25 protein-coding genes and 2 pseudogenes are annotated in these 25,233 nt (G+C 64.1%); 17 read left to right on the top strand and 10 right to left on the bottom strand.

Annotation, left to right across the window (positions count from 1 at the left end; all coding sequences use genetic code 11):
• Positions 1–290 precede the first annotated feature (290 nt).
• Entirely contained in the window at positions 291–1,007 is a 717-nt protein-coding gene (locus ACHMW7_RS04745) for a methyltransferase domain-containing protein (RefSeq protein ID WP_395449202.1), read from the top strand.
• Positions 1,004–2,176 carry an NAD(P)/FAD-dependent oxidoreductase gene (locus ACHMW7_RS04740; RefSeq protein ID WP_395449201.1) on the top strand — a complete coding sequence of 391 codons (1,173 nt, stop codon included), beginning with the start codon at positions 1,004–1,006 and terminating at the stop codon, positions 2,174–2,176. The genes ACHMW7_RS04745 and ACHMW7_RS04740 overlap by 4 nt, the downstream gene beginning before the upstream one ends.
• A 173-nt stretch (positions 2,177–2,349) precedes the next feature.
• On the opposite strand, the gene pepT is transcribed toward ACHMW7_RS04740, so the two are convergent.
• Together pepT and ACHMW7_RS04730 are read right to left on the bottom strand one after the other, a co-directional pair.
• Complete coding sequence (gene pepT / locus ACHMW7_RS04735) at positions 2,350–3,594, bottom strand: peptidase T (RefSeq protein WP_395449200.1); 1,245 nt, start codon at positions 3,592–3,594, stop codon at positions 2,350–2,352.
• Positions 3,595–3,752: 158 nt separating this feature from the next.
• On the bottom strand, positions 3,753–4,613 hold the full coding sequence (locus ACHMW7_RS04730) for an alpha/beta fold hydrolase (protein WP_395451262.1): 861 nt from the start codon (positions 4,611–4,613) through the stop codon (positions 3,753–3,755).
• Positions 4,614–4,816: 203 nt separating this feature from the next.
• Here ACHMW7_RS04730 and ACHMW7_RS04725 point away from each other — a divergent pair, with 203 nt between their 5' ends.
• Positions 4,817–5,833 (top strand): GlxA family transcriptional regulator, encoded by a 1,017-nt coding sequence (locus ACHMW7_RS04725; protein ID WP_395449199.1) that lies wholly within the window; start codon positions 4,817–4,819, stop codon positions 5,831–5,833.
• Here the strand turns inward: ACHMW7_RS04725 and ACHMW7_RS04720 are convergent.
• On the bottom strand, positions 5,830–6,588 hold the full coding sequence (locus ACHMW7_RS04720) for a DUF4239 domain-containing protein (protein WP_395449198.1): 759 nt from the start codon (positions 6,586–6,588) through the stop codon (positions 5,830–5,832). The two genes, ACHMW7_RS04725 and ACHMW7_RS04720, sit on opposite strands and share 4 nt — an antisense overlap.
• 78 nt (positions 6,589–6,666) lie before the next feature.
• On the opposite strand from ACHMW7_RS04720, the gene ACHMW7_RS04715 reads away from it, so the two are divergent.
• Positions 6,667–6,801 (top strand): hypothetical protein, encoded by a 135-nt coding sequence (locus tag ACHMW7_RS04715; RefSeq protein WP_395449197.1) that lies wholly within the window; start codon positions 6,667–6,669, stop codon positions 6,799–6,801.
• A 67-nt stretch (positions 6,802–6,868) separates the two neighbouring features.
• Here the strand turns inward: ACHMW7_RS04715 and ACHMW7_RS04710 are convergent, their stop codons facing one another.
• The gene (locus tag ACHMW7_RS04710) at positions 6,869–7,111 is read right to left on the bottom strand and encodes a DUF1127 domain-containing protein (protein ID WP_395449196.1); all 243 of its coding nucleotides are present in this window, start codon (positions 7,109–7,111) and stop codon (positions 6,869–6,871) included.
• 332 nt (positions 7,112–7,443) lie between these two features.
• Here ACHMW7_RS04710 and ACHMW7_RS04705 point away from each other — a divergent pair.
• Positions 7,444–8,648, top strand: a pseudogene (locus tag ACHMW7_RS04705) (NAD-dependent formate dehydrogenase).
• 64 nt (positions 8,649–8,712) lie between these two features.
• Here ACHMW7_RS04705 and ACHMW7_RS04700 read toward each other — a convergent pair.
• A complete protein-coding gene (locus tag ACHMW7_RS04700) occupies positions 8,713–9,171 on the bottom strand; it encodes a carboxymuconolactone decarboxylase family protein (protein ID WP_395449195.1) in 459 nt (152 codons plus the stop codon).
• A gap of 144 nt (positions 9,172–9,315) precedes the next feature.
• Between ACHMW7_RS04700 and ACHMW7_RS04695 the strand changes: the two genes are divergently transcribed.
• On the top strand, positions 9,316–10,191 hold the full coding sequence (locus tag ACHMW7_RS04695) for a sigma-70 family RNA polymerase sigma factor (protein ID WP_395449194.1): 876 nt from the start codon (positions 9,316–9,318) through the stop codon (positions 10,189–10,191).
• Here ACHMW7_RS04695 and ACHMW7_RS04690 read toward each other — a convergent pair.
• Entirely contained in the window at positions 10,188–11,075 is an 888-nt protein-coding gene (locus ACHMW7_RS04690) for a LysR family transcriptional regulator (RefSeq protein WP_395449193.1), read from the bottom strand. The genes ACHMW7_RS04695 and ACHMW7_RS04690 overlap by 4 nt on opposite strands.
• 131 nt (positions 11,076–11,206) lie before the next feature.
• On the opposite strand from ACHMW7_RS04690, the gene ACHMW7_RS04685 reads away from it, so the two are divergent.
• Both ACHMW7_RS04685 and ACHMW7_RS04680 read left to right on the top strand, forming a co-directional pair.
• A complete protein-coding gene (locus ACHMW7_RS04685; protein WP_395449192.1) occupies positions 11,207–11,668 on the top strand; it encodes a DMT family transporter in 462 nt (153 codons plus the stop codon).
• 2 nt (positions 11,669–11,670) lie between these two features.
• Positions 11,671–12,141 (top strand): DMT family transporter, encoded by a 471-nt coding sequence (locus tag ACHMW7_RS04680; protein ID WP_395449191.1) that lies wholly within the window; start codon positions 11,671–11,673, stop codon positions 12,139–12,141.
• 5 nt (positions 12,142–12,146) lie between these two features.
• Here the strand turns inward: ACHMW7_RS04680 and ACHMW7_RS04675 are convergent, their stop codons facing one another.
• Positions 12,147–13,334: a serine hydrolase domain-containing protein gene (locus ACHMW7_RS04675; protein ID WP_395451261.1), complete on the bottom strand. Its 1,188-nt coding sequence runs from the start codon at positions 13,332–13,334 to the stop codon at positions 12,147–12,149.
• A gap of 148 nt (positions 13,335–13,482) precedes the next feature.
• Positions 13,483–15,003, bottom strand: coding sequence for an alginate export family protein (locus ACHMW7_RS04670; protein WP_395449190.1), 1,521 nt, complete (start codon positions 15,001–15,003; stop codon positions 13,483–13,485).
• Positions 15,004–15,250: 247 nt separating this feature from the next.
• On the opposite strand from ACHMW7_RS04670, the gene ACHMW7_RS04665 reads away from it, so the two are divergent.
• The 3 genes from ACHMW7_RS04665 to ACHMW7_RS04655 all read left to right on the top strand — a co-directional run bounded on the left by ACHMW7_RS04665 (position 15,251) and on the right by ACHMW7_RS04655 (position 17,736).
• Positions 15,251–16,690: an FAD-binding oxidoreductase gene (locus ACHMW7_RS04665; protein WP_395449189.1), complete on the top strand. Its 1,440-nt coding sequence runs from the start codon at positions 15,251–15,253 to the stop codon at positions 16,688–16,690.
• Between the two features lie 190 nt (positions 16,691–16,880).
• A complete protein-coding gene (locus ACHMW7_RS04660; RefSeq protein ID WP_395449188.1) occupies positions 16,881–17,222 on the top strand; it encodes an ArsR/SmtB family transcription factor in 342 nt (113 codons plus the stop codon).
• A gap of 25 nt (positions 17,223–17,247) precedes the next feature.
• Positions 17,248–17,736, top strand: coding sequence for an SRPBCC family protein (locus ACHMW7_RS04655; RefSeq protein WP_395449187.1), 489 nt, complete (start codon positions 17,248–17,250; stop codon positions 17,734–17,736).
• Positions 17,737–17,817: 81 nt separating this feature from the next.
• On the opposite strand, the gene ACHMW7_RS04650 is transcribed toward ACHMW7_RS04655, so the two are convergent.
• Both ACHMW7_RS04650 and ACHMW7_RS04645 read right to left on the bottom strand, forming a co-directional pair.
• A complete protein-coding gene (locus ACHMW7_RS04650) occupies positions 17,818–18,123 on the bottom strand; it encodes a hypothetical protein (RefSeq protein ID WP_395449186.1) in 306 nt (101 codons plus the stop codon).
• 77 nt (positions 18,124–18,200) lie between these two features.
• Positions 18,201–19,103 (bottom strand): LysR family transcriptional regulator, encoded by a 903-nt coding sequence (locus ACHMW7_RS04645; protein ID WP_395449185.1) that lies wholly within the window; start codon positions 19,101–19,103, stop codon positions 18,201–18,203.
• A 154-nt stretch (positions 19,104–19,257) separates the two neighbouring features.
• On the opposite strand from ACHMW7_RS04645, the gene ACHMW7_RS04640 reads away from it, so the two are divergent.
• From ACHMW7_RS04640 to ACHMW7_RS04615, 6 genes and pseudogenes are all read left to right on the top strand, one after another.
• Positions 19,258–20,439: an MFS transporter gene (locus ACHMW7_RS04640; RefSeq protein WP_395449184.1), complete on the top strand. Its 1,182-nt coding sequence runs from the start codon at positions 19,258–19,260 to the stop codon at positions 20,437–20,439.
• A gap of 109 nt (positions 20,440–20,548) precedes the next feature.
• Complete coding sequence (locus ACHMW7_RS04635; protein ID WP_395449183.1) at positions 20,549–21,382, top strand: aldo/keto reductase; 834 nt, start codon at positions 20,549–20,551, stop codon at positions 21,380–21,382.
• A gap of 210 nt (positions 21,383–21,592) precedes the next feature.
• Positions 21,593–22,033 carry a glyoxalase superfamily protein gene (locus ACHMW7_RS04630; RefSeq protein ID WP_395449182.1) on the top strand — a complete coding sequence of 147 codons (441 nt, stop codon included), beginning with the start codon at positions 21,593–21,595 and terminating at the stop codon, positions 22,031–22,033.
• Positions 22,034–22,543: 510 nt separating this feature from the next.
• Positions 22,544–23,305: an ABC transporter substrate-binding protein gene (locus ACHMW7_RS04625; protein ID WP_395451260.1), complete on the top strand. Its 762-nt coding sequence runs from the start codon at positions 22,544–22,546 to the stop codon at positions 23,303–23,305.
• Positions 23,306–23,384: 79 nt separating this feature from the next.
• Positions 23,385–24,063: pseudogene (locus ACHMW7_RS04620) on the top strand (amino acid ABC transporter permease).
• A gap of 30 nt (positions 24,064–24,093) precedes the next feature.
• Complete coding sequence (locus ACHMW7_RS04615) at positions 24,094–25,224, top strand: aminotransferase class V-fold PLP-dependent enzyme (RefSeq protein WP_395449181.1); 1,131 nt, start codon at positions 24,094–24,096, stop codon at positions 25,222–25,224.
• Positions 25,225–25,233 lie beyond the last annotated feature (9 nt).

The following is a 25,233-nucleotide window of genomic DNA, read 5'->3' as shown; positions in this document are numbered from 1 at the left end:
CCTGAGGGGACAAATTTGCTCCGAGTCTGCGCCCAGTCGGGTCTAATAGGACGTCTGGAATCAGGGAGGGCTTTCCCAAAGGTTAAACGCCGCTATGAGCATTTTGTTGCGCGGCTCTCATATCTCTCATCGGTAAACTCAGCACTATGATATGATACCAGCCTCCATAGCCTCCCATGTCGTATGAGGAGCTACCCGTAAGGAGCATCTCTTGGATTTGCGCCGTTGAAGTACGACCGAATTCTATTTGCCCGACTGCAGACTGAAGCTCTAAAATTCCGGTCCATCGCATGGCCGATCTAAACAACCGGCATCTGGAGCCAGAACTTCTCGACGGCCTCCCAGCCGGTGATCCCCGTGCGATCGCGTCCCGTCGTGATCTCGTTCGCATCAATGCATTGATGTTCCAGGCCAGGATCATGGCATCGCTCTTACGAGCGAACGTGCAGACGCCACCTTTGCGTATCCTTGAAATAGGCGCCGGCGACGGAAAATTTATGCTGACAGTCGCGCGGCTAATGGCGGCGGGATGTTGGTCCAACGTGGAAATCGTCCTGGTCGACAGGGTCGACCTGATGGGCAAGGACTTGTGCAACTCTTTCGCCGCATTTGGTTGGAAGGCCCAACCTGTCACTGCCGACATATTCGAATGGGCAGACGAAGCGCTTCACAGGCCCTTCGATCTTGTTTGCGCTAACCTTATCCTCCATCACTTCGACGACACGCGGCTCTTGCAGCTATTTCCTCGAATCATGACGATGGCTCCGATGCTCGTCGCGACGGAGCCGCTTAGGGCCAAGGTGCCATTTGTCGCGACGCGGTTCCTGCGGCTGATCGGCGCCTGCGCTGTAACACAAAACGACGCGACACAAAGTGTCCGCGCCGGTTTTCGCGGAGCGGAACTTTCACAATTGTGGCAACTGTCAGGTGGAACGCCCGTGATAGAGGGCCGCAAAGGCCTATTCACTCAAGGTTTTGTCGGGGCCAGCATGCCCGGCAGCAGATGATGCACGACGCAATTGTCATCGGTGCTGGCCCTGCCGGCAGTTCTACCGCCATTGCGCTAGCCCAGCATGGTTGGTCGGTGGCAATGGTCGAGAAGGTCGTGTTTCCTCGCCGAAAGGTCTGCGGCGAATTCATGTCCGGTACCAGCCTTGCATTGCTCGACCAATTGGGCGTCGGCGAGAGTTGGCGGGCGGAAGCCGGCCCGGAAATACGTCGCGTCGGGTTCTTTTCGGGCGATGTGTCGGTCGAAGCGCCAATGCCGAGCGCCAAGACAGGTCTCGGCCGCGCGCTCGGCCGCGATCGTTTGGACTACGTCCTGTTACAGGCCGCCGAACGTGCAGGTGTCGAAATTCTCCAGCCTTGCAAGGCTGTCGCCATTCGTCGCCGCGATGATTTGCAATTTGTGTCTGTGGAGGATGGACAGCAACAAAAGGTTTTGAGCGCACCGATAATAATTGCCGCGCATGGATCCTGGGAAACCGGGAAACTCCCAAGCCAGATTGAAAGAACAAGCGAAGCTTCTGACCTTTTCGGTTTCAAAGCGCATTTTACCGGCGCCAAACTGGCGCCCGACCTGATGCCGCTTCTGGTGTTCCCGGGCGGCTACGGTGGAATGGTAACAGCTGATCAGGGCCGGGCTTCACTTTCCTGCTGCATCCGCCGAGATGCTCTATCCGGCCTGCGCCGGCGCTCTGGAAACATTGCGGCGGCGGACGCGGTGTGGCGCCACGTCTTAGCCTCCTGCCGAGGCGTTAGAACTGTGCTGGCTGGTGCCGAATTGGATGGGCCATGGCTCGCCGCAGGACCGATTCGTCCCGGTATTCGAGCTTGCTATGATCAGGGCATCTTCCGCGTCGGCAACATCGCAGGTGAGTCGCATCCAGTAATTGCAGAAGGTATTTCGATGGCGCTGCAGTCCGGCTGGCTCCTTGCGAGGGAACTGATTGCACTGGGCAAAAGTCACGAGGACCACGACGAGGCCGGACGGCGCTACCAAAGCGCGTGGCGTCGGCAATTCTCGACTCGTGTGCATGCCGCAGCTTTGATTGCCCGAATAGCTCTTGGGCCTGGCAGCGAGACGGTTATGCGCGCAGTGATCAAAAATTTTCCTGCGGCTTTGACGCTTGGCGCTCGATTGAGTGGAAAGACCCAGCCTGTTCCGGGCTTTTAACGTCCAGTAGCGCTGCTCATTGAGGCGCTGAGCTAATGCAGGCAAATGGGCGTCCGCTTCCGCAACGATTTTGCCGAAACCCGTCGATTCGCTTTCGCCCAATCGAGACGTTCAATAACTCGCTACCGGGCGTCCGCATCTGGCGCAAAACAAGCTAAGCCCCTCCTCGCCCTCTACGCCCTCTCCTCCCACACCTTCGCCAGTTCCACGATCGTCTTCACCGCTCTTTCCATGTCCTGGCGGCTGACCCATTCGAGGGGGGAGTGGAAGGCGTGGCCGCCGGCGAAGATGTTGGGGCAGGGCAGGCCCATGAAGGACAGGCGCGAGCCGTCGGTGCCGCCGCGGATGCTGCCGCGCACCGGCTCCATGCCGGCGCGGCGCACAGCCTCGAGGGCGTTTTCGACGATCTCGGGGTGGCGGTCGAGCACCACCTTCATGTTGCGGTACTGCTCCTTGACGGTGAAGGCGTAAGACGAGCCGGGATAGGCCTTCATCACGTCTTTGACGATGTCTTCGAGCATCTTTTCCTTGGCGGCGAGGCCCGCTTCGGTAAAGTCGCGGACGATCAGGCTGAGCGAGGCCTTTTCCATCGAGCCCGACAAAGCGGTGGGGTGGACGAAGCCCTCGCGACCCTCGGTGGTTTCGGGCGCTACATCCTTTGGCAGCCGGTCGACGATGGCGCCGACGATCTTGATGGCGTTTTCCATGCGGCCCTTGGCGAAGCCGGGATGGATGGCGACGCCCGAAATGGCGATCTCGACGCCGTCGGCCGAAAAGGTCTCGTCCTCGATATGGCCGGCGGTCTCGCCGTCCATCGTGTAGGCGAATGTGGCGCCAAGATTGGCGAAGTCGACCTTGTCGACGCCGCGGCCGATTTCCTCGTCGGCGGTGAACAAAAGCTTGACCGCGCCGTGTTTGATGTCGGGATTGGCGATGAGAAACTGTGCTGCCGTCATGATCTCGGCGATGCCGGCCTTGTCGTCGGCGCCGAGCAGCGTGGTGCCGTCGGTGGTGACGATGTCGTTGCCGATCTGGTTCTTGAGCTCGGGGTGGTCAGTGACGCGGATGACCTGCTGCGGGTCGCCTGATAGCTGGATGTCGCCGCCGGCATAGTTGCGCAGGATCTGCGGCTTGACGTTGGTGCCGGTGAAATCGGGCGCGGTGTCCATGTGCGAGCAAAAGCAGATGACCGGCACCTGCTTGTCGGTGTTGGCGGGCACCGTGGCGTAGACATAACCATGCTCGTCGAGATGGGCGTCGCTGAGGCCGATCGCCAGCAACTCGTCGACGAGCAGGCGGCCGAGGTTCTTCTGCTTCTCGGTCGAGGGCTGGGTCGAAGAGCTCGCATCGGACTGGGTGTCGATGACGACATAGCGGAGGAAGCGGTCGAGCACGGTGTCGGTGGTCGTGGCGGTCATGGCAGGCTCCAATGCATCGGCGATGCACTGCTATAGCCGCCCCGACGGGTGTCGTGAACGGGTTTCGCGCCTGCCGTGGCCGCTGTCCGCGCGATCGGCGCGGTCTGGCCCAAGGCGCGCCCGGCGGACCGGGCGCTTCAAGGCGACATGCCTGCGCCTCAGCGCGGCGCTGTGCTGTTCTTGACTATGGCCGGGATGACGACGCCCCAGTCGTCCTCATGCAGCTCGTGGCCGCCGCCGTCGACGACGAGATATGTCGAGCCCTTGACCGCGTCAGCAATCGCCTTTCCGTGGACGATCTGGAAGATCGGGTCGGCGGTGCCGTGGATGACGGTAAGCGGCACGTTCAGGCCGGGAAGCTTGCCCTTCACCGCTTCGCCGCCGGTCAGCATGAAGTGGTTGGTGGCCGAGAGGTAACCGCCGGAGCGGTCGTAGTCGCGCTCGATGAAGGCGCGAGTCTTGGCCGCGTCATGCGGATGCGCAGTGCTTGCGATCACGCGGGCCTCGCCGGCGATGAAACCGGTTGCCTGGGCGCGGTCGGACCAGTCGACGCCCTCGCCCGTCGCGGCATGCTCCATGTAGGTCTGATTTGGCGGCGGCAGGTCGAGATCGAGGCCGATGGGCGTGGTCGACACCAGGGTCAGCGAGGCGACGCGGCTGGGCGCTGACAGCGCCAGGATCTGGGCGATCATGCCGCCGAGCGACATGCCGACGACATGGGCCTTTTCGATGCCGTAGGCGTCGAGCACGGAGATGGCGTCGCTCGCCATGTCGTCCATCGAATAGGGCGGCTTGCCCGGCGCGAATTTGGTCGACAGGCCGGTGTCGCGGTTGTCGTAGCGGATGACATAGCGGCCGCTGGCGGCGATGCGGCGGCAGAAGTCTTCCGGCCACCACAGCATCGAGGCCATGGCGCCCATGATCAGCAGCACCGGCGGCGCCGACGGGTCGCCGAAGGCTTCGGTGGCGATCTCGACGCCATTGGCGCGGACGGTTTTGGTGGTGGTTTCGCTGGCCATCGCCTTGCTCCTGAGGGTTGCGCCAACAATGGCGAGCGCTGCTGCGGAAAGCAGGAAGCGGCGCCGGCTGGTCGGGGTGGTGTGGTTTGACATTTCGGTCTCCTCGCGCCCGCTGGGCGGCTTGAACGGACACTAGGGGCGTCGAAGCCGGCTCACGAGAGCGATACTGGACAAAAACAAGGCATACGTGCCACTCATGGCACATGAACCAGCAAGCCGAACCTCTCCGCATCAGCCTGCTCGCCTTGCCGCAGACAACACCGGCAGCGGTGTACGGGCTGTTCGAGGTGCTGTCGGCGGTGGGCTCGATCTGGGACCGGCTGACCGGGCAGCAGACCAGGGCACGGCGCATCTCAGCCGAGATCGTGGCACGGCGCAAGGAGGCGTTCACCTGCGCCATCGGCACGCCGATCCAGCCGCATGCGTCCTTCGCCGACACTGTGGGCACCGACGTGGTGATCGTCACCGACCTGGCGCTGCCGCTCGATGGTGGCGCGGCTGGCGGCTGGGGCGAAGAGATGGCCTGGGTGCGCGAACAGCTGGCAGCAGGGGCAACGGTGTGCTCGGTCTGCACCGGCTCGATCTTCCTCGCCGAGGCCGGCCTGCTCGACGGCAAGGACGCAGCCTCGCACTGGATCGCCGCCGACATCTTCCGCGACCGCTATCCCCTGGTGAAGTTCCGGCCCGAGCGCATCGTCTGCGACATGGACCCCGAGGGACAGCTGATCACCACCGGCGGGGCGTCGTCATGGGAGGACCTCGCGCTGCACCTGATCGCCCGCCACTGCGGCAAGGAGGAAGCGGCACGCATCGCCAAGGTGTTCCTGCTCGGCGACCGCAGCGACGGCCAGCTGCCCTTCGCCACGATGGCCAAGCCGAAGCGCCACGAAGATGCGGCGATCGGCAACTGCCAGGTCTGGATCGCCGACAATTACACCGCCGCCAACCCGGTGACGCGCATGGTCGCCGAAAGCGGGCTGCCCGAGCGCACCTTCAAGCGCCGCTTCAAGGCGGCGACCGGCTACACGCCTGTCGACTATGTCCAAAGCCTGCGCATCGAGGAGGCCAAGCAGATGCTGGAGGCCACCACTGAGGCCACAGACGCCATCGCCGAGATCGTCGGCTACGAGGATCCGGCGTTCTTCCGCCGGCTGTTCCGGCGCCATACCGGCATTACGCCGGCGCGATACCGGCAGCGGTTTCGGGTTCGGCCGGGCTAACCCTTCAACTCGGCCAGCGCCCGCTCCAGCGGGGCTGGCGAAACCTGGATCGGTCCGTCGAACGGCACGTCCATGTCGAGGACCAGGTAAAGCGATGCGGCGAGCAGCGCCGACGAGGCGACGAAGGTGGTCGCAACGACGGCGTTTCTCGGCGCGCGGAAGCCGAAGCTGGCAAACACCAGCACCAGCCAGGCAACCAGCATGACGATCAAAAGCCGTGGGATCGTGCCTTCCGAATGTTCGATCAGGGTCCAGCGCAGTTCGATCACCTTTTGCAGATTTTGGCGCGCGTCCTGCCATAGCACTGTCTGTTCGGCATTGGCCGGCTTGAGGTTGCGCAGCCGGCTGCCGATTTCACCGATCAGCCGTTCGGACAGCTTGTTGGCGACTGTCGCCGGCTCGTTGCTGGGCCTCGCCTCGTTGTCGACCATGCGCTGGACATAGGCGATGAGCGGCTGGCGCGCATCCTCGGCTTCGGGGCCATAATCGCGCAGGGCGCGGTCGAGAAGGATCAGCTGAGTGGCGTAATCATGCACATTGTGGTCGATCTGCTCGAAGGTGTTCCGGGCCGAATTGAGCATCAGGCCCATGACCAGCGAGGTCATGACCACGAAGATGTTTGCGACAAGTCTGACCACCCCGGTGGTGTCGTCCTGGCGATGCCGGGACGACAACCTCTCATGCATCAGCATGCTGCCAAGCGAGGCGGCGACAAGGCAGACAAAGATCAATATCGCGACCTGGGCTTCGCGCATCGTCGCCGTCCCTCGGTTGAACAGCCCCAGCCGAGGGTGAATTCAATTCGCAGGCAAGGCAAGAGGACCGCGCCGTCGTTGAAAACGCTGTCGCGCTTGAAAGCGGTCAACTGCCATATGACGGCGATGTCTGGAACCCGCAGCCACCTGCTTTCCTCCAGCGCCGGCGATGCCACACGCGGTTTGAAAGAGGCGGCGCGCTTCAAGACGTAGCGTAGACGGGGTCGCCGTCGCGGGATGCCGGCCAGCACCCCGCGACGTGTTGCCTGCGACGGCTGAGCTAACGCATCGATTGCAGTTTGGTCATGAGACCGGCCTCGACATCGAGGCTGGCAATGTCGTCGACGGCGGGATAGCCGATGTCCTTCAGCTGCTCCGGGCTGAGTGCGGCGATGATGCGCCGGCTCTGGGCGCGGCGATACCACGCCTCGGCTGCCGCGATGCGGCGCCCGGTTGCCTGGAGGAAACGGATCGTCAGATCCGCCGTCTGCTGTCTGTGGCTGGAATGCACTGAGTAAGCCATCTCGGCCTCCCGTATGCTGACGTGACCCGGTGAGCTTGCCATGCAGGCGTGAGGGCAGCGTGTTCGACGCGTGAACGAGACGTCAGCGCAGGAATGCGTTGTCCCTTGGCGGAAAGGACAACGACAGTCTCTCCGGCCCCATCCGCTGCACTTGAAACCGCAGCGAACTAGTCCATTTACCTTGCAGGCAGCGCGCATCTTTCCAAACGAGGAAGCACCAGAAGGCCAGCCTGCCGGTTACGTGAACCTGTGCCGACAGCCTGCCAAGGTGGCAATGCGTGGCGCGCCCCAGGACGTCTTCCTCGTCGCAACGAGACGAAGGGAGATACAAAATGGCAAAGGTCGTTTGCGTCCTCTATGACGATCCGGTCGACGGCTATCCGGCAGCATATGCGCGGGACGGCCTGCCGAAGCTCGACCGCTATCCCGGCGGGCAGACACTGCCGACCCCGAAAGCTATCGATTTTGAACCCGGAGTGCTGCTCGGCAGTGTCTCAGGCGAACTGGGCTTGCGGAAGTTTCTCGAAACCGCCGGGCACAGCCTGGTTGTGACAGCGGACAAGGATGGTCCGGGCAGCGTCTTTGAGCGCGAACTCGTGGACGCCGAAATCGTCATCTCGCAGCCGTTCTGGCCGGCCTACCTGACCGAGGAACGCATCGCCAAGGCAAGCCAACTGAAGCTTGCGATCACCGCCGGCATCGGGTCCGACCATGTCGACCTGCAGGCAGCGATGGACCGCGGCATCACCGTCGCCGAGGTGACTTTTTGCAACTCGATCAGCGTCTCCGAGCATGTGGTGATGATGATCCTGGGGCTCGTGCGCAACTATATCCCCTCCTACGAGTGGGTGGTGAAGGGCGGCTGGAACATCGCCGACTGCGTCGCACGCTCCTACGATGTCGAAGGCATGCAGATCGGAACCGTCGGCGCCGGCCGGATCGGCAGCGCCGTACTGCGCCGGTTGAAGCCGTTCGAGGTGAAGCTGCACTACACCGACCGCCACCGCCTGCCTGAGGCGGTCGAGAAGGAGCTTGGCCTCACCTTCCACAAATCCGCAGCCGAAATGGTCCCCATCTGCGACGTGGTAACGATCAATGCGCCACTGCACCCCGAGACGGAAAACCTCTTCGACGCGGCGATGATCGCCAGGATGAAACGCGGCGCCTATCTGGTGAACACGGCGCGCGGCAAGATCTGCAATCGTGACGCGATCGCCGACGCGCTGGAAAGCGGCCAACTGGCTGCATATGCCGGTGACGTCTGGTTCCCGCAGCCGGCGCCCAAGGACCACCCGTGGCGCTCGATGCCGCATCACGGCATGACGCCGCACATTTCGGGATCGTCGCTATCCGCCCAGGCGCGTTATGCCGCCGGCACCCGCGAATTCTTGAGTGCTGGTTCGAGGGCCGGCCGATCCGCGAGGAGTATCTGATCGTCGACGGAGGCAAACTCGCCGGCGCCGGCGCGCACTCCTACAGCGCGGGCGACGCCACGCGCGGTTCGGAAGAGGCGGCGCGGTTCACGGCCAAGACGTGAACCGCGTGACAGTTGCGAACAGGCGGTCGCCGCCTTCGGACGGCGACCGCTCACGATCCGTCGCTCAGTTCCAGGCAGCACCTGCGACCTGGCGGACCGCGGCATTAAGGCGGTTCCAGACATTGATCAACGCGATGCTGAGCAACAGCGCCGAAATCGCCTTTTCATCGTAGTGGCTGACAGCCTCTTCCCAGACGTCGTCGGGCACCGGATCGGACTTGTCGGCGACGCGGGTGACCGCCTCTGTCAGCGCCAGCGCCGCGCGCTCGGCCGGCGTGAACCAGGGCGTATCGCGCCAGGCGGCCACGGCGAAGATGCGGTCGTCCTTCTCGCCAAGCTTCCTGAGTTCGAGCGAGTGCATGTGCACGCAGACGCTGCAGCTGTTGATCTGGCTGGCGCGCAGGTGGACCAGCTTGCGCGTCACCTCGGACAGGCCGTCCTTTTCGGTCGCCTTGTTGAGCGCAAACAGCGCCTGCATGGCATCGGGAAGCAGCAGGGCGGGGTTGGTCATACGAGCTTGCATCGGAATTCTCCTCGAAATTTGCGTTCTGTTTTCGGCTTTGCGCCAGATGATCTTGACGCCGCTGCCCCTAAACCGGTCTCGTGTCACATCGGCCGGGATTCGCTCGTCATGGCCATGACGGAACGCCAGCAGGGAATGTGACCGATGAACGAAGAAATTTTTCTGACCGAGCGATTTGATGCCAATCGCGGTCATTTACGGGCCGTGGCCTACCGCATGCTGGGCTCGGCGAGCGAAGCCGAAGACGCGGTGCAGGAGACCTGGCTGCGCCTGGCACGCTCCGATGCGCGCGAGATCGGCAATCTCTCGGGCTGGCTGACGACAGTCGTGGCGCGCGTCTGCCTGGACATGCTGCGCCAGCGCAAATCGCGGCGCGAGGACCCGCTCGAGGTGGAAGGGCCGGACGAAGTTGCCGACGATACCGCCGGCATCGACCCCGAGCGCGAGCTGGCGATGGCCGACGCCGTCGGGCTGGCGCTTCTTGTCGTGCTGGAAAAGCTGGCGCCGGCGGAGCGCATCGCCTTTGTGCTGCACGACATGTTCGACCTGTCCTTCGACGACATAGCACCCATCGTCGAGCGCACGCCGGTCGCAGCAAGACAGCTGGCGAGCCGGGCCCGGCGCCGCGTTCAAGGCAGCGACGAGGCACGTGCGCCCGACCGGACACGTCAACGGCAGGTGGTCGACGCGTTTCTCGCAGCGTCCCGCGGCGGCGATTTCGCCGGGCTGCTCAAGGTGCTCGACCCGGATGTGGTGTTCCGCGCCGACGCCGTCGCTGCCCAATTGGGCGCGGTGGCCGAGCTGCGCGGCGCGCAGGCCGTAGCGCAAAGTTTCAAGGGTCGGGCGCAGGGCGCGCTGCCAGCGCTTGTCGACGGCGCCATCGGCCTGCTGGTCGCACCGATGGGCAAGCTCCGCGTCGTGCTGATGCTCAAGCTCGACGGCGACAGGATTGTCGGCATCGAGGCCATCGCCGATCCGGACCGGCTGGGGCAGCTGGATGTGGTATTGCTGGATGCTTAGTCGGCGAATAGGTTTCCCGCCAGGAAGTCGACAAACAGCCGAATCTTCGGCGAAAGGTAGCGGCTGGCCGGCCAGAGCACACGCATGACACCAGCATCGCGGACGAAATCTTCGAGGATCGAGACAAGCGTTCCCTCGGCGATCTGGCGTTTGACGGCATATTCCGGCAGGCAGGCGATGCCAAAACCCTGTTCGGCGAGATAGATGCGCGCCTCGATCGTGCTGGCAACGAGGGTTGCAGGCAGCTCGAGTTCAAGCAACGCCTCGTCGCGCAACAAAGGCCATGGCTCCAGCTTGCCGGTGACCGGGTGACGATGGTGCAGGCAGGCGTGGCCGAGAAGCTCTTGCGGGGTCTCGGGCAGGCCGTGGCCGGCAAGATATCCCGGCGCGGCGACGAGCCGGTGGCGGAAGTCGCCAAGCTTGCGGCTCATCAGCCGGGAATCGGCGGCAGCTCCGGTGCGGATGACCGCATCGAAACCTTCGTCGATGACATCGACAAGCCTGTCGGTGAAGTCGAGTTCCAGCCTGATCTCCGGCCATGCCCGCATGAAGCCGGCAAGCACCGGCAGAAACAGTGTGCCTGAAACCGGCAGGCTGACGCGCAGCGGCCCGCGCGGTGCGGCGTGAGCCTGGGACAGCTCCTCCTCGGCCGCCTGCAGTTCACCGACGATGGTCCGGCAGCGTTCAAGAAACAGGCTGCCCTCCGCCGTCAGCGTCATGCTGCGCGTGCTGCGGTGGAAAAGGCTGACGCCAAGACGCTGTTCCAGCCGGGCAATGGCCTTGCCGACCGCCGAGGGCGACACACCGAGCTGACGCCCGGCCGCAACGAAGCTGCGCGTTTCCGCCGCCTGGATGAAGACGTCGAGCGCGCCCAGCCTATCCATCGTTTGTGACCTGCCCATTGCGGACCAAAATGTCCGGAGTGTTTGGAATTGTAGCCCGATTTTCTTGCCGTCGCAGGAGCTTATTTTCAAGCCGGGCATCTGCTGCCGGCACGACACGGAGAGCAAACAAGATGATCGGACGTTCGGCGGACTGGCTTTCGGCGTTGGCGGCAGGGGCGCTGCTGGCGGTGATGATCGCCTGCAACGGCCTTTTGGCCAAACACAGCGCACCGGTGCTTGCCTCCTGGGTGGCGCATGGAACCGGTGCTGCGGTCGCCTTGGTGCTTGTCGCCGGATGGTCGCGGACTTTTGGGCGCCAGGAAGCCGGGTCGCAACAAAAGGGACCGGCCTGGGCTTATCTCGGCGGCATACCGGGAGCGCTCACGGTGGTGCTCGCAGCGATCACCACAAACAGCCCGCTGGCGCTATCCGGCACCATCGCCTTCATGCTTGTCGGGCAGGTCATCTTCGGCATGGCAATGGACTATGCCGGGCTGTTCGGGGTGGCGAAAAGGCGGCTGGCCGCAACCGATGTCGTGGTCGTCGCGCTGGTGCTGAGCGGCAGCGTGCTGCTCGTTATGGGCGGACAATAACGATGAGCGGCTCCATATTCCTCGCGCTGCTCAACGGCCTGCTGATCGGCTTGAGCCGAGCGTTGAACGGAAAACTCGGCCTGGCGATCGGTCCGCTGCGCGCCTCGTTCTGGAATCACTTCATCGGGTTTGTGTTCCTAGCCGCCGTGCTGATCGTGCTCGGCGGTTGGAGCGTGGAAAACCTGTCCGCAGCACCCGCCCTGGCCTGGCTCGGCGGCACGTTCGGGGCGTTGTTTGTCGCCACCAACAGCCTTGTGTTGCCAAGGCTGGGGGCCATCAGGACGGTGGTGCTGGTGATCTGCGGCCAAATGGTCGCCGGCCTGCTGATCGACTATTGCGCCAATGACGCCGCACCCGAACCCCTGCAGCTGGCTGGCATCGCCATCATCATGCTCGGCGTCCTAGCCGCCAGATTGTCCGGTGCGCGCAAAGCCAGCGGCACGGCTGGCCAGCCCGCCGCCAAAGCCGGCTGACCGTGCTACTTCATCAGATGCTTGGCCACCGCTTCATAGGCCGGCAGCGAGGTCGGGTCGTTGGCAGCATTGCCGGCCGTCGGATGCGACGAGAAGCGGGCGATGACGACACGCGCCTTGGGATCGATGTAGAGCGCCTGGCCATGCACGCCACGCGCCGAATAGGCGCCGTTGTCGTTGTTGGTGATCCACCACATGCCGCGATAGCTCCAGCCCTTGAGCAGCGCATAGCCGGCCTTTTCAAACGCCGCCTTGTCGCCGCCGGCACGGATGCGGGCGATCGCCGCCTCAGGTATCAGGCGCTGGCCGTTGGCAACGCCATCGTCGAGCAACAGCTGACCGACGCGGGCCATGTCGCGCAGGCCGGCATTGAGGCCACCGCCGGCATAAGGCGTGCCGGTCGAATCGACGGTGTAATAGGCGTCCTGCTCGGCGCCCATCTTGCTCCAGATCCGTTCCGACAACAGCTCGGCGACCGACTTGCCTGTGACGCGCGCGATGATCCAGCCAAGTGCGTCGGTGTTGACGGTCTTGTAGCCGAAGGCATTGCCGTGCTCGCCTTCCTTGCGCACCGTCTGGAGGTATTCGAAATAGCTACGCGGCCCGGTGTAACCCTCTGGCTTGGGCAGCGGACTGCCGGCGGCCGAATAGATCCAGACATCAGCATTGGGGTCGGCATAATCTTCGCTGTAGCGCAGGCCGGTGGTCATCTCGAGCACCTGCTTGACGGTGGCGTCGCCAAACGCGCTGTTGGCGAGCTCGGGCACGACCGATGCCACCTTGGCGTTTTCGTCGAGCTTGCCTTCGGCGACCAGCATTTCGCCCAGCAGGCCGGTAAACGACTTGGTGACCGACATCGCACCATGCTGGCCGGCATCGTCGAGGCAGCCGAAATAGCGCTCGTAGACGATCTTGCCGTCATGCAGCACGACGATGCCGTCGGTGTAGTTGGCATCAAGCGACTGCGCCCACGTCATCTCGGCATCGCCGCCGAGCGGGGTGAACTTCACCGCATCGATGGTCTCGTCCAGTTTGCGTTCGAGCAGGACCGGCGCGCCAAGCCCGCGGCTGACATTGGCCGTCGGCATTAGCTGGCGGAAGTGGCAGACCGTCCAGCGCATCTTGGGGAAGCTGAAATAGTCCGGATCGGTAAAGCGGATGATCTTGTCGGCCGGCGGCGGCGAACCGACCATCCAGCCGAGCTTGACGGGATCGGACTCTGCGGCTGACAGCACATTTGCCTCCTGCGCATGGGAGATCGAAGACGTCACCGCCAGGGCAAAAGCTGCCGCGGCCAGCACGGCGCCCGCGAGGCCGTTGCGCCTTGTTGCTGTTTTGGCCTCAGAAATTGACGACGACATTGACGAAGCCTCCTGTCCAGACGGGTGCATTGGAACTGACGACTGAGTCAGATCCGGGACCCGGAAATGAAACGCTGAAGCCGGCGGTCAGATAGGTGTTGGGGTTCAGCACGCGGTTGTATTCGAGGAAGATATCGTCGGAGAGATGCTTGGCCGAGACGCCGGCGACCGGATTGGGCACGCCATTGATGATTTCGAGATGCGTGCCCTGGCCGAACTGGATCGGGCTGCGCAATTCGTTGGCGCTGATATAGGCGTAGCGCAGGGTCAGCGTATCGCGCTCGGTCGGCGTGACGCGCAGGCTGAGCTGGTGGGCGTTGACATTGGAGTTGATGAACACCATCGACGACTTCGAGCCGGTCGACCAGGAGCTCGGGCTGCCCTCGTAATAAAGCGGGTCGAAGCGTTCCAGCCGCGACGTCGACGGATCGTCGCCGGAAAACGTCTGATAGGAGTAGACGATCGTCGGCGCCCACGAATATTCGGCAAAAGTGTAGCCGACCTGGACGCGGCCGCCCCATGCCCGCATGTCGACGTCTTCGTTCCACTGGTAGGCGAAGTCGCCGGCGACGAACAAGTTCTCGAAGCTGTCGCCGAATGGAATGGCACGGCCATAGACATTGACGAAGTTCAGGCCGTCGCGGCCATTGGCAACCAGCGTTGGTACGCCGATGCCGCCGGGCGCGGCCTTCGGGTAGGGCGAATCGGACTTGAGCACATGGCCGAAGGTCATGCCGGCGAAGGTGTTGGCCTCGCCGTCATAGCGGAAATCGCCGCCGACGATCCTGGTGTGGCTGTCGCTTTCGTTCTGCTCGTTGGCATCGAGATAAAATGCCGTGCCGGTGAAATTGTCGAAACCGAAGCGGCCGATCGACGCCATTTCCCAGGCCTTGCGTGGGCCAAGCTTGAGCGCGCCACGATCGAAACCGCTGGACCCGCCATTGGCAAGCAGCATGCCGGTGCCGGCCTTGAACTCGCGCGGCCCGACCGAGACGTCAAATGACGGATCGCTGTTTTCGTCCGAACGCAGGCCGAGATAACCCTCTTCCAGCGTGACACGACCGGTGTTGCCGGTGGCGTAGGCATCGATGCCGAGCGTGCCCGAGGCAACGGCGGAGACCTTGCCGTAGGCCACCACCCCGCCAAGCTCCCGGGTGAAGCTAAGCCCGGGCAGGATGTAGCCTTCGAGCCAGGTCTTGTTCGAATCAAAGCCGGCCGACGGCGCGAATGTATCGGCGTAGTTCCAGAACACATTGTGCTCGGCGACCACGTTCAGGCCGGCCTGCAGATGCATGCGAATGGTCAGCCCGTCATGGTCGAGGAGCAGCATGCGATCGTCCGCCGCAAGCGCCTGCTGGCAGGCGAGAAGACTTGCAAGCAGCGGCGTTCCCGCCCCCGCCCAGCCGACAAGCCTGCGTATCCGCAGCCTGGAATTCAGCTTCTGTGTACCAGCACCAACCTGCAGCGCCCCTTCGTCGATGTCGCTGCCCCTGCACCCCATCGTTTGATCGGTCCCCGATTTCGCCGCGCTCGAAGCACTCCACTAGCTGAGCTGTTTGACACTATGGCGACTGGGTTTCGTCACGGCAAGGCGCGAGGGCGACCGGCACGGTTCGGTCGACGACAGAGCGCAGCCATCACTTTTCCGCAACGGCCCGCCCTTGTCCTTGTCCATCGAACGGCTGAGGCGCACAATCGACGGCTTGCGGTGCAAGAGGAGGCCTTTTCTCTGTTCGGAGGAAAGCCCCATGAACGACCTTAACCTGACGACACTGGACGGTGGGCTGGCGACCGTCAGCGCGCCTGTGCTCGATGCTTTCGCTGCAAGCCTGCGCGGCCATGTGCTCAATGCCGGCGATGCCGGTTATGACGAGGCCCGCACCGTCTGGAACGCCATGATCGACCGCCGTCCAGGCCTTGTCGTGCGTTGCGTCGGCGCCAGCGACGTCATCGCCGCGGTCAAGTTCGCGCGCGACAACAAGCTGCTCGTCTCCGTGCGCGGCGGCGGCCACAACATCGCCGGTAGTGCCGTGTGCGACGGCGGCCTGATGATCGATCTTTCCCAGATGAAGTCGGTGCGCGTCGACCGGGTGGCGCGGCGGGCCTGGGTCGAGCCGGGCGCGATTCTGGCCGATGTCGACAAGGAAACCCAGGCATTCGGCCTTGCCGTGCCGACCGGCATCAACTCGACGACAGGCATATCGGGGCTGACATTGGGTGGCGGCTTCGGCTGGACGACACGCAAGCTCGGCCTGACCATCGACAATCTGCTGTCGGCGGATGTGGTGACGGCGGATGGCGAGCTGGTGCGGGCAAGCACCGCCGAGCATCCCGACCTGTTCTGGGCGATACGTGGCGGCGGCGGCAATTTCGGCGTTGTCACCGCCTTCGAATTCAAGCTGCACAAGCTGGGCCCACAGGTGCTTTCGGGGCTCGTCGTACATCCTTTCGACGAGGCCAAGACGGTGCTCAAGCAATATCGCGAGGCGCTCGAGGATGCGCCCGACGAACTGACCTGCTGGACCGTGATGCGGCAAGCGCCGCCGCTGCCGTTCCTGCCGGCGCAATGGCATGGCAAGGAGGTTCTGGTGCTGGCCATGTGCTATTGCGGCGATCTCCAGGCCGGCGAAAAAGCGACCGCCGCCCTGCGCGGCATCGGCCAGCCGATCGTCGACGTCGTCGGGCCGAACCCGTTCGCCGGATGGCAGATGGCGTTCGATCCACTGCTGCAACCCGGCGCGCGCAACTACTGGAAGAGCCACGACTTCATCGAACTGTCCGACACGACCATCGACGTGCTCGACGGCGCGATCCGCACCCTGCCAGGGCCCGAATGCGAAATCTTCGTCGGCCATGTCGGCGGAGCGGCCGGACGGGTGGCGACCGATGCGACGGCCTTCCCGCAGCGCAGTTCGCATTTTGTCATGAACGTGCACGCCCGCTGGCGCGAGGCAGCGATGGACAAGGCCTGCATCGATTGGGCCCGCAACATTTACGAAGCGACACGGCCACAGGCAGTCGGTACGGCCTACATCAACTTCATGCCGGCTGACGAGGCCGACCGGGTGGAAGCCGCCTATGGCGCCAACTATGCCCGCCTGCTCGAGGTGAAGCGCAAATACGATCCCGAGAACCTGTTCCGCATGAACCAGAACGTCCATGCCAAGAAGGCACGCAAGGCCGCCTGAGGGCCCGACCGGCGCCGCACAAGGGACTTTGCTCAACGCGATCGATGCAAAACCCCTACCCCGTATCCCTCCCCGCAAGGGGAGGGAGGCCTCAACGTTGCGCCGGCATTTTCAGCCAATTTCGAACCTAGCTGGACGCCGGCACCCATCGCCTATATAACCTTCTTGTTATGGACTAAGAGGGTTTGAAATGACACCGTCCGAACGTCTCGACGCAACCTTCACCGCACTGTCCGATCCGACGCGGCGGGCAATCCTGGCACGGCTGATGTCGGGGGAGGTTTCGGTGATGGAGCTGGCCGAGCCCTTCGCCATGAGCCAGCCGGCGATTTCCAAGCATCTCAAGGTGCTGGAGCGCGCCGGGCTGATCTCGCGCGGCCGCGACGCTCAGCGCAGACCGTGCCGCATCGAGGGAGAGGCGCTGGCCGAGGCGACCGGCTGGCTCGACGAATACCGCAAGGTCTGGGAAGGCAACTACAAGCGCCTGGATATGCTGCTCGCCGACCTGCAGGCGAACCAGGGCAAGGCATAGCGCCAGTCAGGGGAGAGGAATGACGATGAGCCACAGGCTGGAAGTGACCACGCCGAGCGACCGCGAAATCGCCATGACGCGTGTCTTCGACGCACCGCGCGACCTGGTGTTCGATTGCTGGACGATCCCGGCATTGCTGAAACGCTGGATGACCGGGCCCGACGGCTGGTCGTTCGCCGTTTGTCAGATCGACCTGCGCGTCGGTGGCCAGTATCGTTTCGTCTGGCGTCATGAAGACGGCCGCGACATGGGCATGACCGGCACCTATCGCGAAGTGTTCCGGCCCGAGAAGATCGTCAGCGTCGAGCTGTTCGACATGGATTGGACCGACGGCGAGGCGCGCTCGACCCTGGTGCTGACGGAAGAGAATGGCCGCACCATTTCGGTCAACACCGTGCTCTACAGTTCGCGCGAGGCCAGGGACGGCGCGATCGCCATCGGCATGGCCAAGGGTGTCGAGGCCGGATACGACAGGCTCGACGGTGTGCTGGCCGAACGGGTCGCGGCGAGGTAATCCGGGGCTGGCTGGCGCCTTCGGTCGGCAAGTTCATGCGTCGACAGTTCAGGATCACTCAGGCTCAGGGCGAGCGAGCACTCAGCGGCAGACGCGGCGGTAGATGTTGCCGAACAGCTCGATCTGGCAGCTCGACTTCATTACGGGCACTTCGGGCCGCGGCAGCTGCGGCACCACGATCTGGCGATCCTGTTCGCGCAGGCGTTGTTGTTCGGCCTGGAAGGCGCTGCGGCTCTGCTGGCTCTGCAGGATCTGCAGCTCGTTGATCCGGCCTTCGCGGGCAAGCTGGTTGCGGTCGGGCTGTCCGGGCAGATCGATGGCATGAGCCTGCATCGCGCCGGCAAGAAAAACGCCCGCCACGATCAAGGCCAGTTTCGATCTCGTCATATTCCGCATCGGCACGTTTCCCGCGCGAAAACCCGCACCTTGCGAAGGTAGTGCTGATATCCGCCGAAACAATGGCGTCAGCCAACACGCGTCTTGTCGGCGAGGAAATCGATGAAGGCGCGGATGCGCGCGGCGAGATGGCCATGGCCGGCAAACACCGCGTGGATCATCTCGATGTCTTCGGGATTGTAGGCTTCGAGCACCGGCACCAGCGCGCCGGCGTCGATGTCGGCCTGGACCTGGAAGAGCCCGCTGCGGATCAGGCCAACACCGTCGAGGCAGAGCCGGCGCAGGCTCGGGCCGTTGTTGGCGAGCAGGTTGCCGCCGATGCGCTGGGCGAAGTTCTCGCCGGTCGCTGGGTCGCGAAAAATCCATTCATCGCGGTTGCGCAGGAAATTGAAGCGCAGGCAATTGTGGCCGGCAAGGTCGGCCGGTCTCTCGGGCACGCCGTGCTTTTCCAGATAGGCTGGCGAGGCGACGACGACACGTCGAATCTCCAGGATCTTGCGCGCCTTGAGCGATGAATCGCGCAGCTTGCCGGAACGGATGGCAACGTCGGCCCGCTCCTCGTAGAGATCGATGACGCTGTCAGTGAGCGACAGGTCGAGCTCGACCTCGGGGTAAAGCGCCAGGAATTCGGCCATGTGCGGGACGACATGGCTGGCGCCGAAGGCAACCGAGGCGCTGACCCGGAGCAGGCCACGCGGCACCGCATTGGCGCCACCGGCGACAATACGCTCGGCCTCCTCGATCTCGCCGAGGATGCGGCCTGCGCGCTCGAGATAGACCTCGCCTTCCGGGGTCAGCTGCAGGCTGCGCGTCGAGCGCACCACCAGCCGCGTGCCCAACCTGTCTTCGATGCGGGTGATCAGCTTGCTGACGGCCGACGGCGACAGGCCGAGCTGCCGGCCCGCGGCGGAGAAGCTCTTGAGCGAGACCGCCCGGACGAAGACCTCCATCTCACCGGCACGATTGTCCATGTCTTTGCCTCTTGTGAATCAAATTCACAAGCATTGGTCCATCATCTGACATTATTGCGCAAGTCCCCTCACCCCATATGGCGAAGATCATCAACACGGCGGTCCAAGCCGCCCGAAAGTCCACCCGCTGCCAGCGGGCGGGAACGGTGTTCTCATGCCTCTTGCCATTTTCGCGCTCACCATCGCAGCCTATGCGATCGGCACGACCGAATTCGTCATCGTCGGGCTTTTGCCGACGGTGGCCCAGGATCTCCACATCACGCTGCCGCTCGCCGGCTTGATCGTCAGCGTCTATGCACTCGGCGTCACCTTCGGCGCGCCGATGCTGACCGCGCTCACCGGCCGGATCGAACGCAAGCCGCTGCTGCTCGGACTGATGGCGCTGTTCGTCGTTGGCAACACGGCAGCTGCGCTGAGCCCCAGCTACGAGCTGCTGCTGGTCGCGCGCGTGCTGTCGGCCTTCGCGCATGGCGTGTTCTTCTCGGTCGGCGCAACGATCGCCGCCGACCTGGTGCCGGAAAACCGCCGCGCCTCGGCAATTGCCATGATGTTCATGGGTCTGACGGTGGCGATCGTCACCGGCGTGCCGCTCGGCACCTTCATCGGCCAGACCTTCGGCTGGCGTGCCACCTTCTGGGGTGTGTCGTTGCTCGGCGTTATTGCCTTCGCCGGCATCGCCGCCCTGCTGCCTTCGACCCTGAACAAGGCGGCGCCGTCGAGCCTGCTCGACCAGGTCCGCGTGCTGGGCTCCGGCCGGCTGCTGCTCGTCTTCGCCATGACCGCGCTCGGTTATGGCGGCACCTTCGTCACCTTCACCTATCTTGCCTCGATCCTGGAGCAGGTCACCGGCTTCCAGGCCTCGAGTGTCGGCCTGATCCTGGTGCTCTATGGCCTTGCGATTGCCGTCGGCAACATCGCCGGCGGCCGCATCGCCGACCGCAACCCGGTCAAGGCGCTGACCGTGCTGTTTGCGCTGCAGGCCGCGGTGCTGGTGCTGTTTTCGTTCACCGCCGTGTCGCCGATGTGGACGCCGGCGACGCTTGCCGGGCTCGGCTTCCTGTCCTTCGCCAATGTGCCGGGCCTGCAGCTCTATGTCGTGCAGCTGGCCAAGGAGCATCGTCCGGGCGCCGTCGACGTCGCTTCGGCGCTGAACATCGCCGCCTTCAATCTCGGCATCGCACTGGGCGCCTGGATCGGCGGCGTGGTTGTCGCCTCGCCGCTCGGCCTCGGCGCGACGCCCTGGGTCGGCGCCGTTCTGGTCGCCGGTGCGTTTGTCCTGACCGTGTGGAGCGGCGCGCTCGACCGGCGCCAGGAACTGCTGTGCCAACCGGCTTAGGATGCCGGCTGAAGATGACTGACCAGCTTTACTCCCGACCTACCTAAAGGGCGGAGCCACCCGCCCGTTTTCCCTCCCCCGTCGCCAATTTCCCCTCAAGGAGAACACTATGAAACTCGTTACCGCCAATGGCGCGACAATTCCTGCCCTGGGCTTCGGCACCTTCCGCATGCCCGGCGCCGAGGTCCTGAAAGTGGTGCCCGAGGCAATCCGGCAAGGCTTCCGTCACATCGACACCGCCCAGATCTATGGCAACGAGGCCGAGGTCGGCCAGGCCATCGCCGGCTCGGGCGTGGCCCGGTCGGACATCTTCCTGACCACCAAGGTCTGGGTCGACAAATACCAGCACGGCGCATTTGTGAAATCGGTCGACGACAGTCTGAAGAAGCTTCGCACCGACCATGTCGACCTGTTGTTGCTGCATTGGCCGAACGACCAAGTGCCGCTGACCGAGCAGATCGGCGCGCTGAACGAGGTCAGCAAGGCCGGCAAGGTCCGCCACATCGGCGTCTCCAACTTCAATACCGCGCTGATGGCCGAGGCGATGAAACTGAGCCAAGCGCCGCTGGTGACCAATCAGGTCGAGTACCACCCTTATCTCGACCAGACCGCGGTGCTCGAAGCGGCACGCAAGGCCGGCATGTCTGTTACCGCCTACTACGCCATGGCCGACGGCAAGGTGATTTCCGATCCCGTGCTGACGCAGATCGGCGCCAGCCACGGCAAGACGGCGGCACAAGTGGTGCTGCGCTGGCTGGCGCAGCAGGACGGCGTGGTGGCGCTGACCAAGACGGCGACGCTGTCGCGCCTGCCGGAGAATTTCGCCATCTTCGATTTCGAATTGTCGGCAGACGAGATGGCCGCGATCCATGCGCTGGCCGTGCCGGGCGGGCGCATCGTCAGTCCGGGTGGGCTGGCGCCGGTGTGGGACAAGGCCGCCTGACCCAGCCTTTGGCGCGCCCTCATTGACGGCGCGCCGGCTTCTCCCTATCTGATGGCGGTCAAGGGCGGGAAGCCCCTGCCGCCCGCAGCCGCAAGGCACGGTGAAGCTTCCCTTCAAAATATTCGTTTCCCTGTCGATGCGACGGCCGAAGCGGCAATGCGGGCTCCCGACTTTCACCACGCCGTTCGCGCATCGCGAAGGAGCGAAACCATGACCACAGGTCAAGACTACAAAACCAATGCCCGCAGGCTGCGCGACGCGCTCGCTGGCGAAGGCATCGCCATCAGCCACGCCAAGGCGCTTGAACTCGTCGCCCGCCAGCAAGGCGTGCGCGACTGGAACACGCTGGCCGCGCGTCCCAACGACACCTGGGCTGAACAGGCCGCCGGTGGCGTACCCTTCGCCGTCGGTGAAACGGTGTCGGGCACCTTCAACGGCAATCCGGCCAAGGGGCGCGTCATCGGCCTCGAGGAGACGATCAAGCCGGATCTGTGGCGCGTCACCATCGCCTTCAACCCGCCGGTGGACGTATCAACGTCGAAGCTGTTTTCGTCGGAGCGACGCCGCATCCAGATGGTCGTCGGTGCCGACGGCCGCTCGCGCCGCCTGACCGGCACCGAAACAGGCGTGATGGCGCTCAACCGCGCCTGACGTCCAGCACCCTCCCGCATCAAGCGGCCGTGGATCGTCAAAGCGATCCGCGGCCGTTTTCGTTTGGGCCAAGGCTGTCCATCGCGCGGCGGCAGCGCAAAGCCGACGCCGCCTCCCCCCAGGGCATCATGCCAACAACCATCTGGACGAAATTAAATGCATATGCAAATATCTACCTGAGGAGGACGGAGGAGACCCAAAGGGTAGGATCGAAATTGCATGCTCGCGCATCGGCAACGATGGCTTGCCTGGAACACGTGCCGGAGCCCTCATACGCATGCAAGGCAAGGCACAGGTTGTCGAACCCGGCCACAGCCGGGACGACGAGCGACAGATATCGCAGCTGTGTCGGTAACGCCCTGGACCACCGCCGCATTATGCTGATGCATACTTATATGCTTGAAGAAGCACCGAGCTATGGCATGCGACCGCCAACTGCGTCGCCTGTCTAGCCAATCGTTCAAAGGGAGGAAGAAATTGACATTGTCTAAACTCGCGGCCGGCATCGCCATGGCCTTCACGCTTGCGCTGTCGGCACCAGTCGTCGCCCAGGAAAAGCTCGTCGTCGGCGCCTACCCGGCCAACCCGCCATGGGAGTTCAAGACCGAGAGCGGCAGCTTCGAAGGCTTCGAAATCGACGTCGCGACCGAAGTCGCCAAGCGCCTCGGCCGCCCGGTCGAATTCCAGGACATGGGCTTCCAGGCGCTCTTCGCCGCCTCCAGCTCGGGCCGCATCGACTTCGCCGTGTCGTCGATCTCGGTCAACAACGAGCGCCTGCAGAACCAGTCGTTCACCCAGCCTTATTATGACGGCGACGGCACGGTCATCGGACGCGAGGCGTCCGACATCACCGGCCTCGACGGCCTGAAGGGCAAGGTCATTGGCGTCGTCGCCGGCACCACTGGCGAAGCCTGGGCCAAGGAAAACACCGAAAAGCTCGGCTTGGCCGAGGTGCGTAGCTACAACGCCCAGCAGGACCTGCTGCTCGACATCCAGGCCCAGCGTGTCGACGGTGGCGCCGGCGAACTCGCCGGCTTCCAATATGCCATGACCAAGACGCCGGGCTTCAAGGTACTGGTGCGAATCCCGACCGGCGAGCGTTTCGCCATGATGGCGCGCAAGGACCATCCGGCGATCGTTGCCGCCAACGACGCTGTCTCCAAGATGAAGGCTGACGGGACGATGGCCGCGATCCACAAGAAGTGGTTCGGCGCGGATCCGGACGCCGGCACCAGCACGACCACCGAGATGCCGCTGCCGAAAGCCGAGTGAGCCAACGGCTCTATCCGCAAACCGATGAAACGACGCTGCGGCCACCCAAGGCCGCGGCGTCCTGCTCCCGGACCCCGCCATGGACCTGATCACCACCTTCTTCAACTGGGACATACTGGTCCGCAGTTTTCCGATGCTGATGCGCGGGGTCGGCAACACCATTCTTCTCGGCGTCGCCAGCATCATCTTCGGCGGCGCGGCCGGACTGCTCGTCTGCCTGATGCGGCTCTACGGGCCGAAAACCGGTACGGCTGTTCGCCATCGCCTATGTCGATTTCCTCAGGGCGATGCCGATCCTGGTGCTGCTGATCCTGATCTATTACGCGCTGCCCTTCGTCGGCATCCGCTTTTCGTCCTTCACCGCAGCGACCTTGGCGCTGTCGCTGGTGCTGTCGGCCTTCACCGCCGAGGTCTGCCGCGCCGGAATCGAAAACGTGCCCAAGGGCCAGTTCGAGGCAGCCTCGGCGCTGGGCATAGGCTTCTGGACGACGATGCGCACGGTGATCCTGCCGCAGGCGCTGCGCGTCATCATCCCGCCGCTGACCAGCAACTGCGTTTCGATCTTCAAGGACACAGCACTCGCCTCGGTCGTTGCCATGCCCGACCTGTTGAAGCAGGCGACCGACGCCCAAGCGCTGATGGCCAACCCGACGCCGCTGATCGGCGCCGCCGCCATGTATCTGGTCTTCCTGCTGCCGCTGGTTCGGCTGGTGAGCTTTCTCGAAGAACGCGGCAAGCGCCAGATGACGGCGCGCTGAGCCCCTGACAGCCACACGGAATTCTGCACGATGACCACCCCTGACGGCTCCGCCTATTTCCTTTACCACTCGATCGGCATGTATCCCGGCAAGGCCGAAGCCATGGCGGCAGGGCTATCCGACTTCGCGTCGAGCTGGGGCGCCTTCGACGACGGCCAGTGGATGCGGACACTCGGCAAACGCCAGCGTTTCATTGAGCTGTGGAGCGAGCTGATCGGCGCGCCCAAGGGCACGTTGACCTCGGCCGAGAACGTCACCACCGCACTCTACAGCCTGATCGGCGCGCTGCCTGGCCACCATCTTGCCGGCCGCCGCGTGCTGGTGACCGCCGACTGCTTTCCGAGCCTGCACTTCCTGCTCGCCGGGCTTGCGCCGCGCCTCGGCTTCACACTCGACACAGTGCCGTTGCGCGAGGGCGCAAGCTGGGTCCACGACGACGATGTCATCGCGTTATGGGGCGCGGATGTCGGCCTGGCGCTTTTGACCCAGGTGACGTCGACCGCCTCGCATCGCTGCGACCTTGACCGGCTGGTGGCCCATGGCCGCCAGATGGGCAGCCTCGTCGGCGTCGACATCACCCAGGGCGTCGGGCTGATCCCCTACAGGGTCGACGCGCCGGCCGTCGATTTCACCGTGTCGACGACGCTGAAATGGCTGTGCGGCACGCCGGGCGCCGGCATCATCCATATCGCTGAGCCGCTGCTCAGCGAATGCCGGCCGGAACTGCGCGGTTGGTTCAGCCAGGACAACATCTTCTCCTGGGACCTCGACGCCTTCGCCTATGCCCCCGATGCGCGCCGCTTCGACCATGGCACACCGTCGGCGCTGGCCTGCATCGGCTCGGTGGCGGCACTCGAATGGCATGCGGCACAGGACAAGGTCGCTCTGCTCGCCCACAACCGCAAGCTCGGCACCGCTATCATCGCCCAGGCCGACGCCATGGGCCTGGCGCTTGCCAGCCCGCGCGACGACAGCCGGCGTGGCGGCAGCATCATGTTGCGCCTGCCTGCGGAGACCGACACGGCGACGGTCGTCAACGGCCTGCGCGAGCGTGGTGTTTTCACCGATTGCCGCGGCCGTATCCTGCGCCTTTCGCCCGGCACGATCACCACCGAAGCGGGCATCGAGCGGCTGTTTGCGGGTCTGCGCGAGCTGCTGTAACGGGTCGCC

This window comes from Aminobacter sp. UC22_36, assembly GCF_044056035.1.
GTDB lineage: Bacteria > Pseudomonadota > Alphaproteobacteria > Rhizobiales > Rhizobiaceae > Aminobacter.
This window is presented reverse-complemented; position numbering and strand designations above follow the sequence as displayed.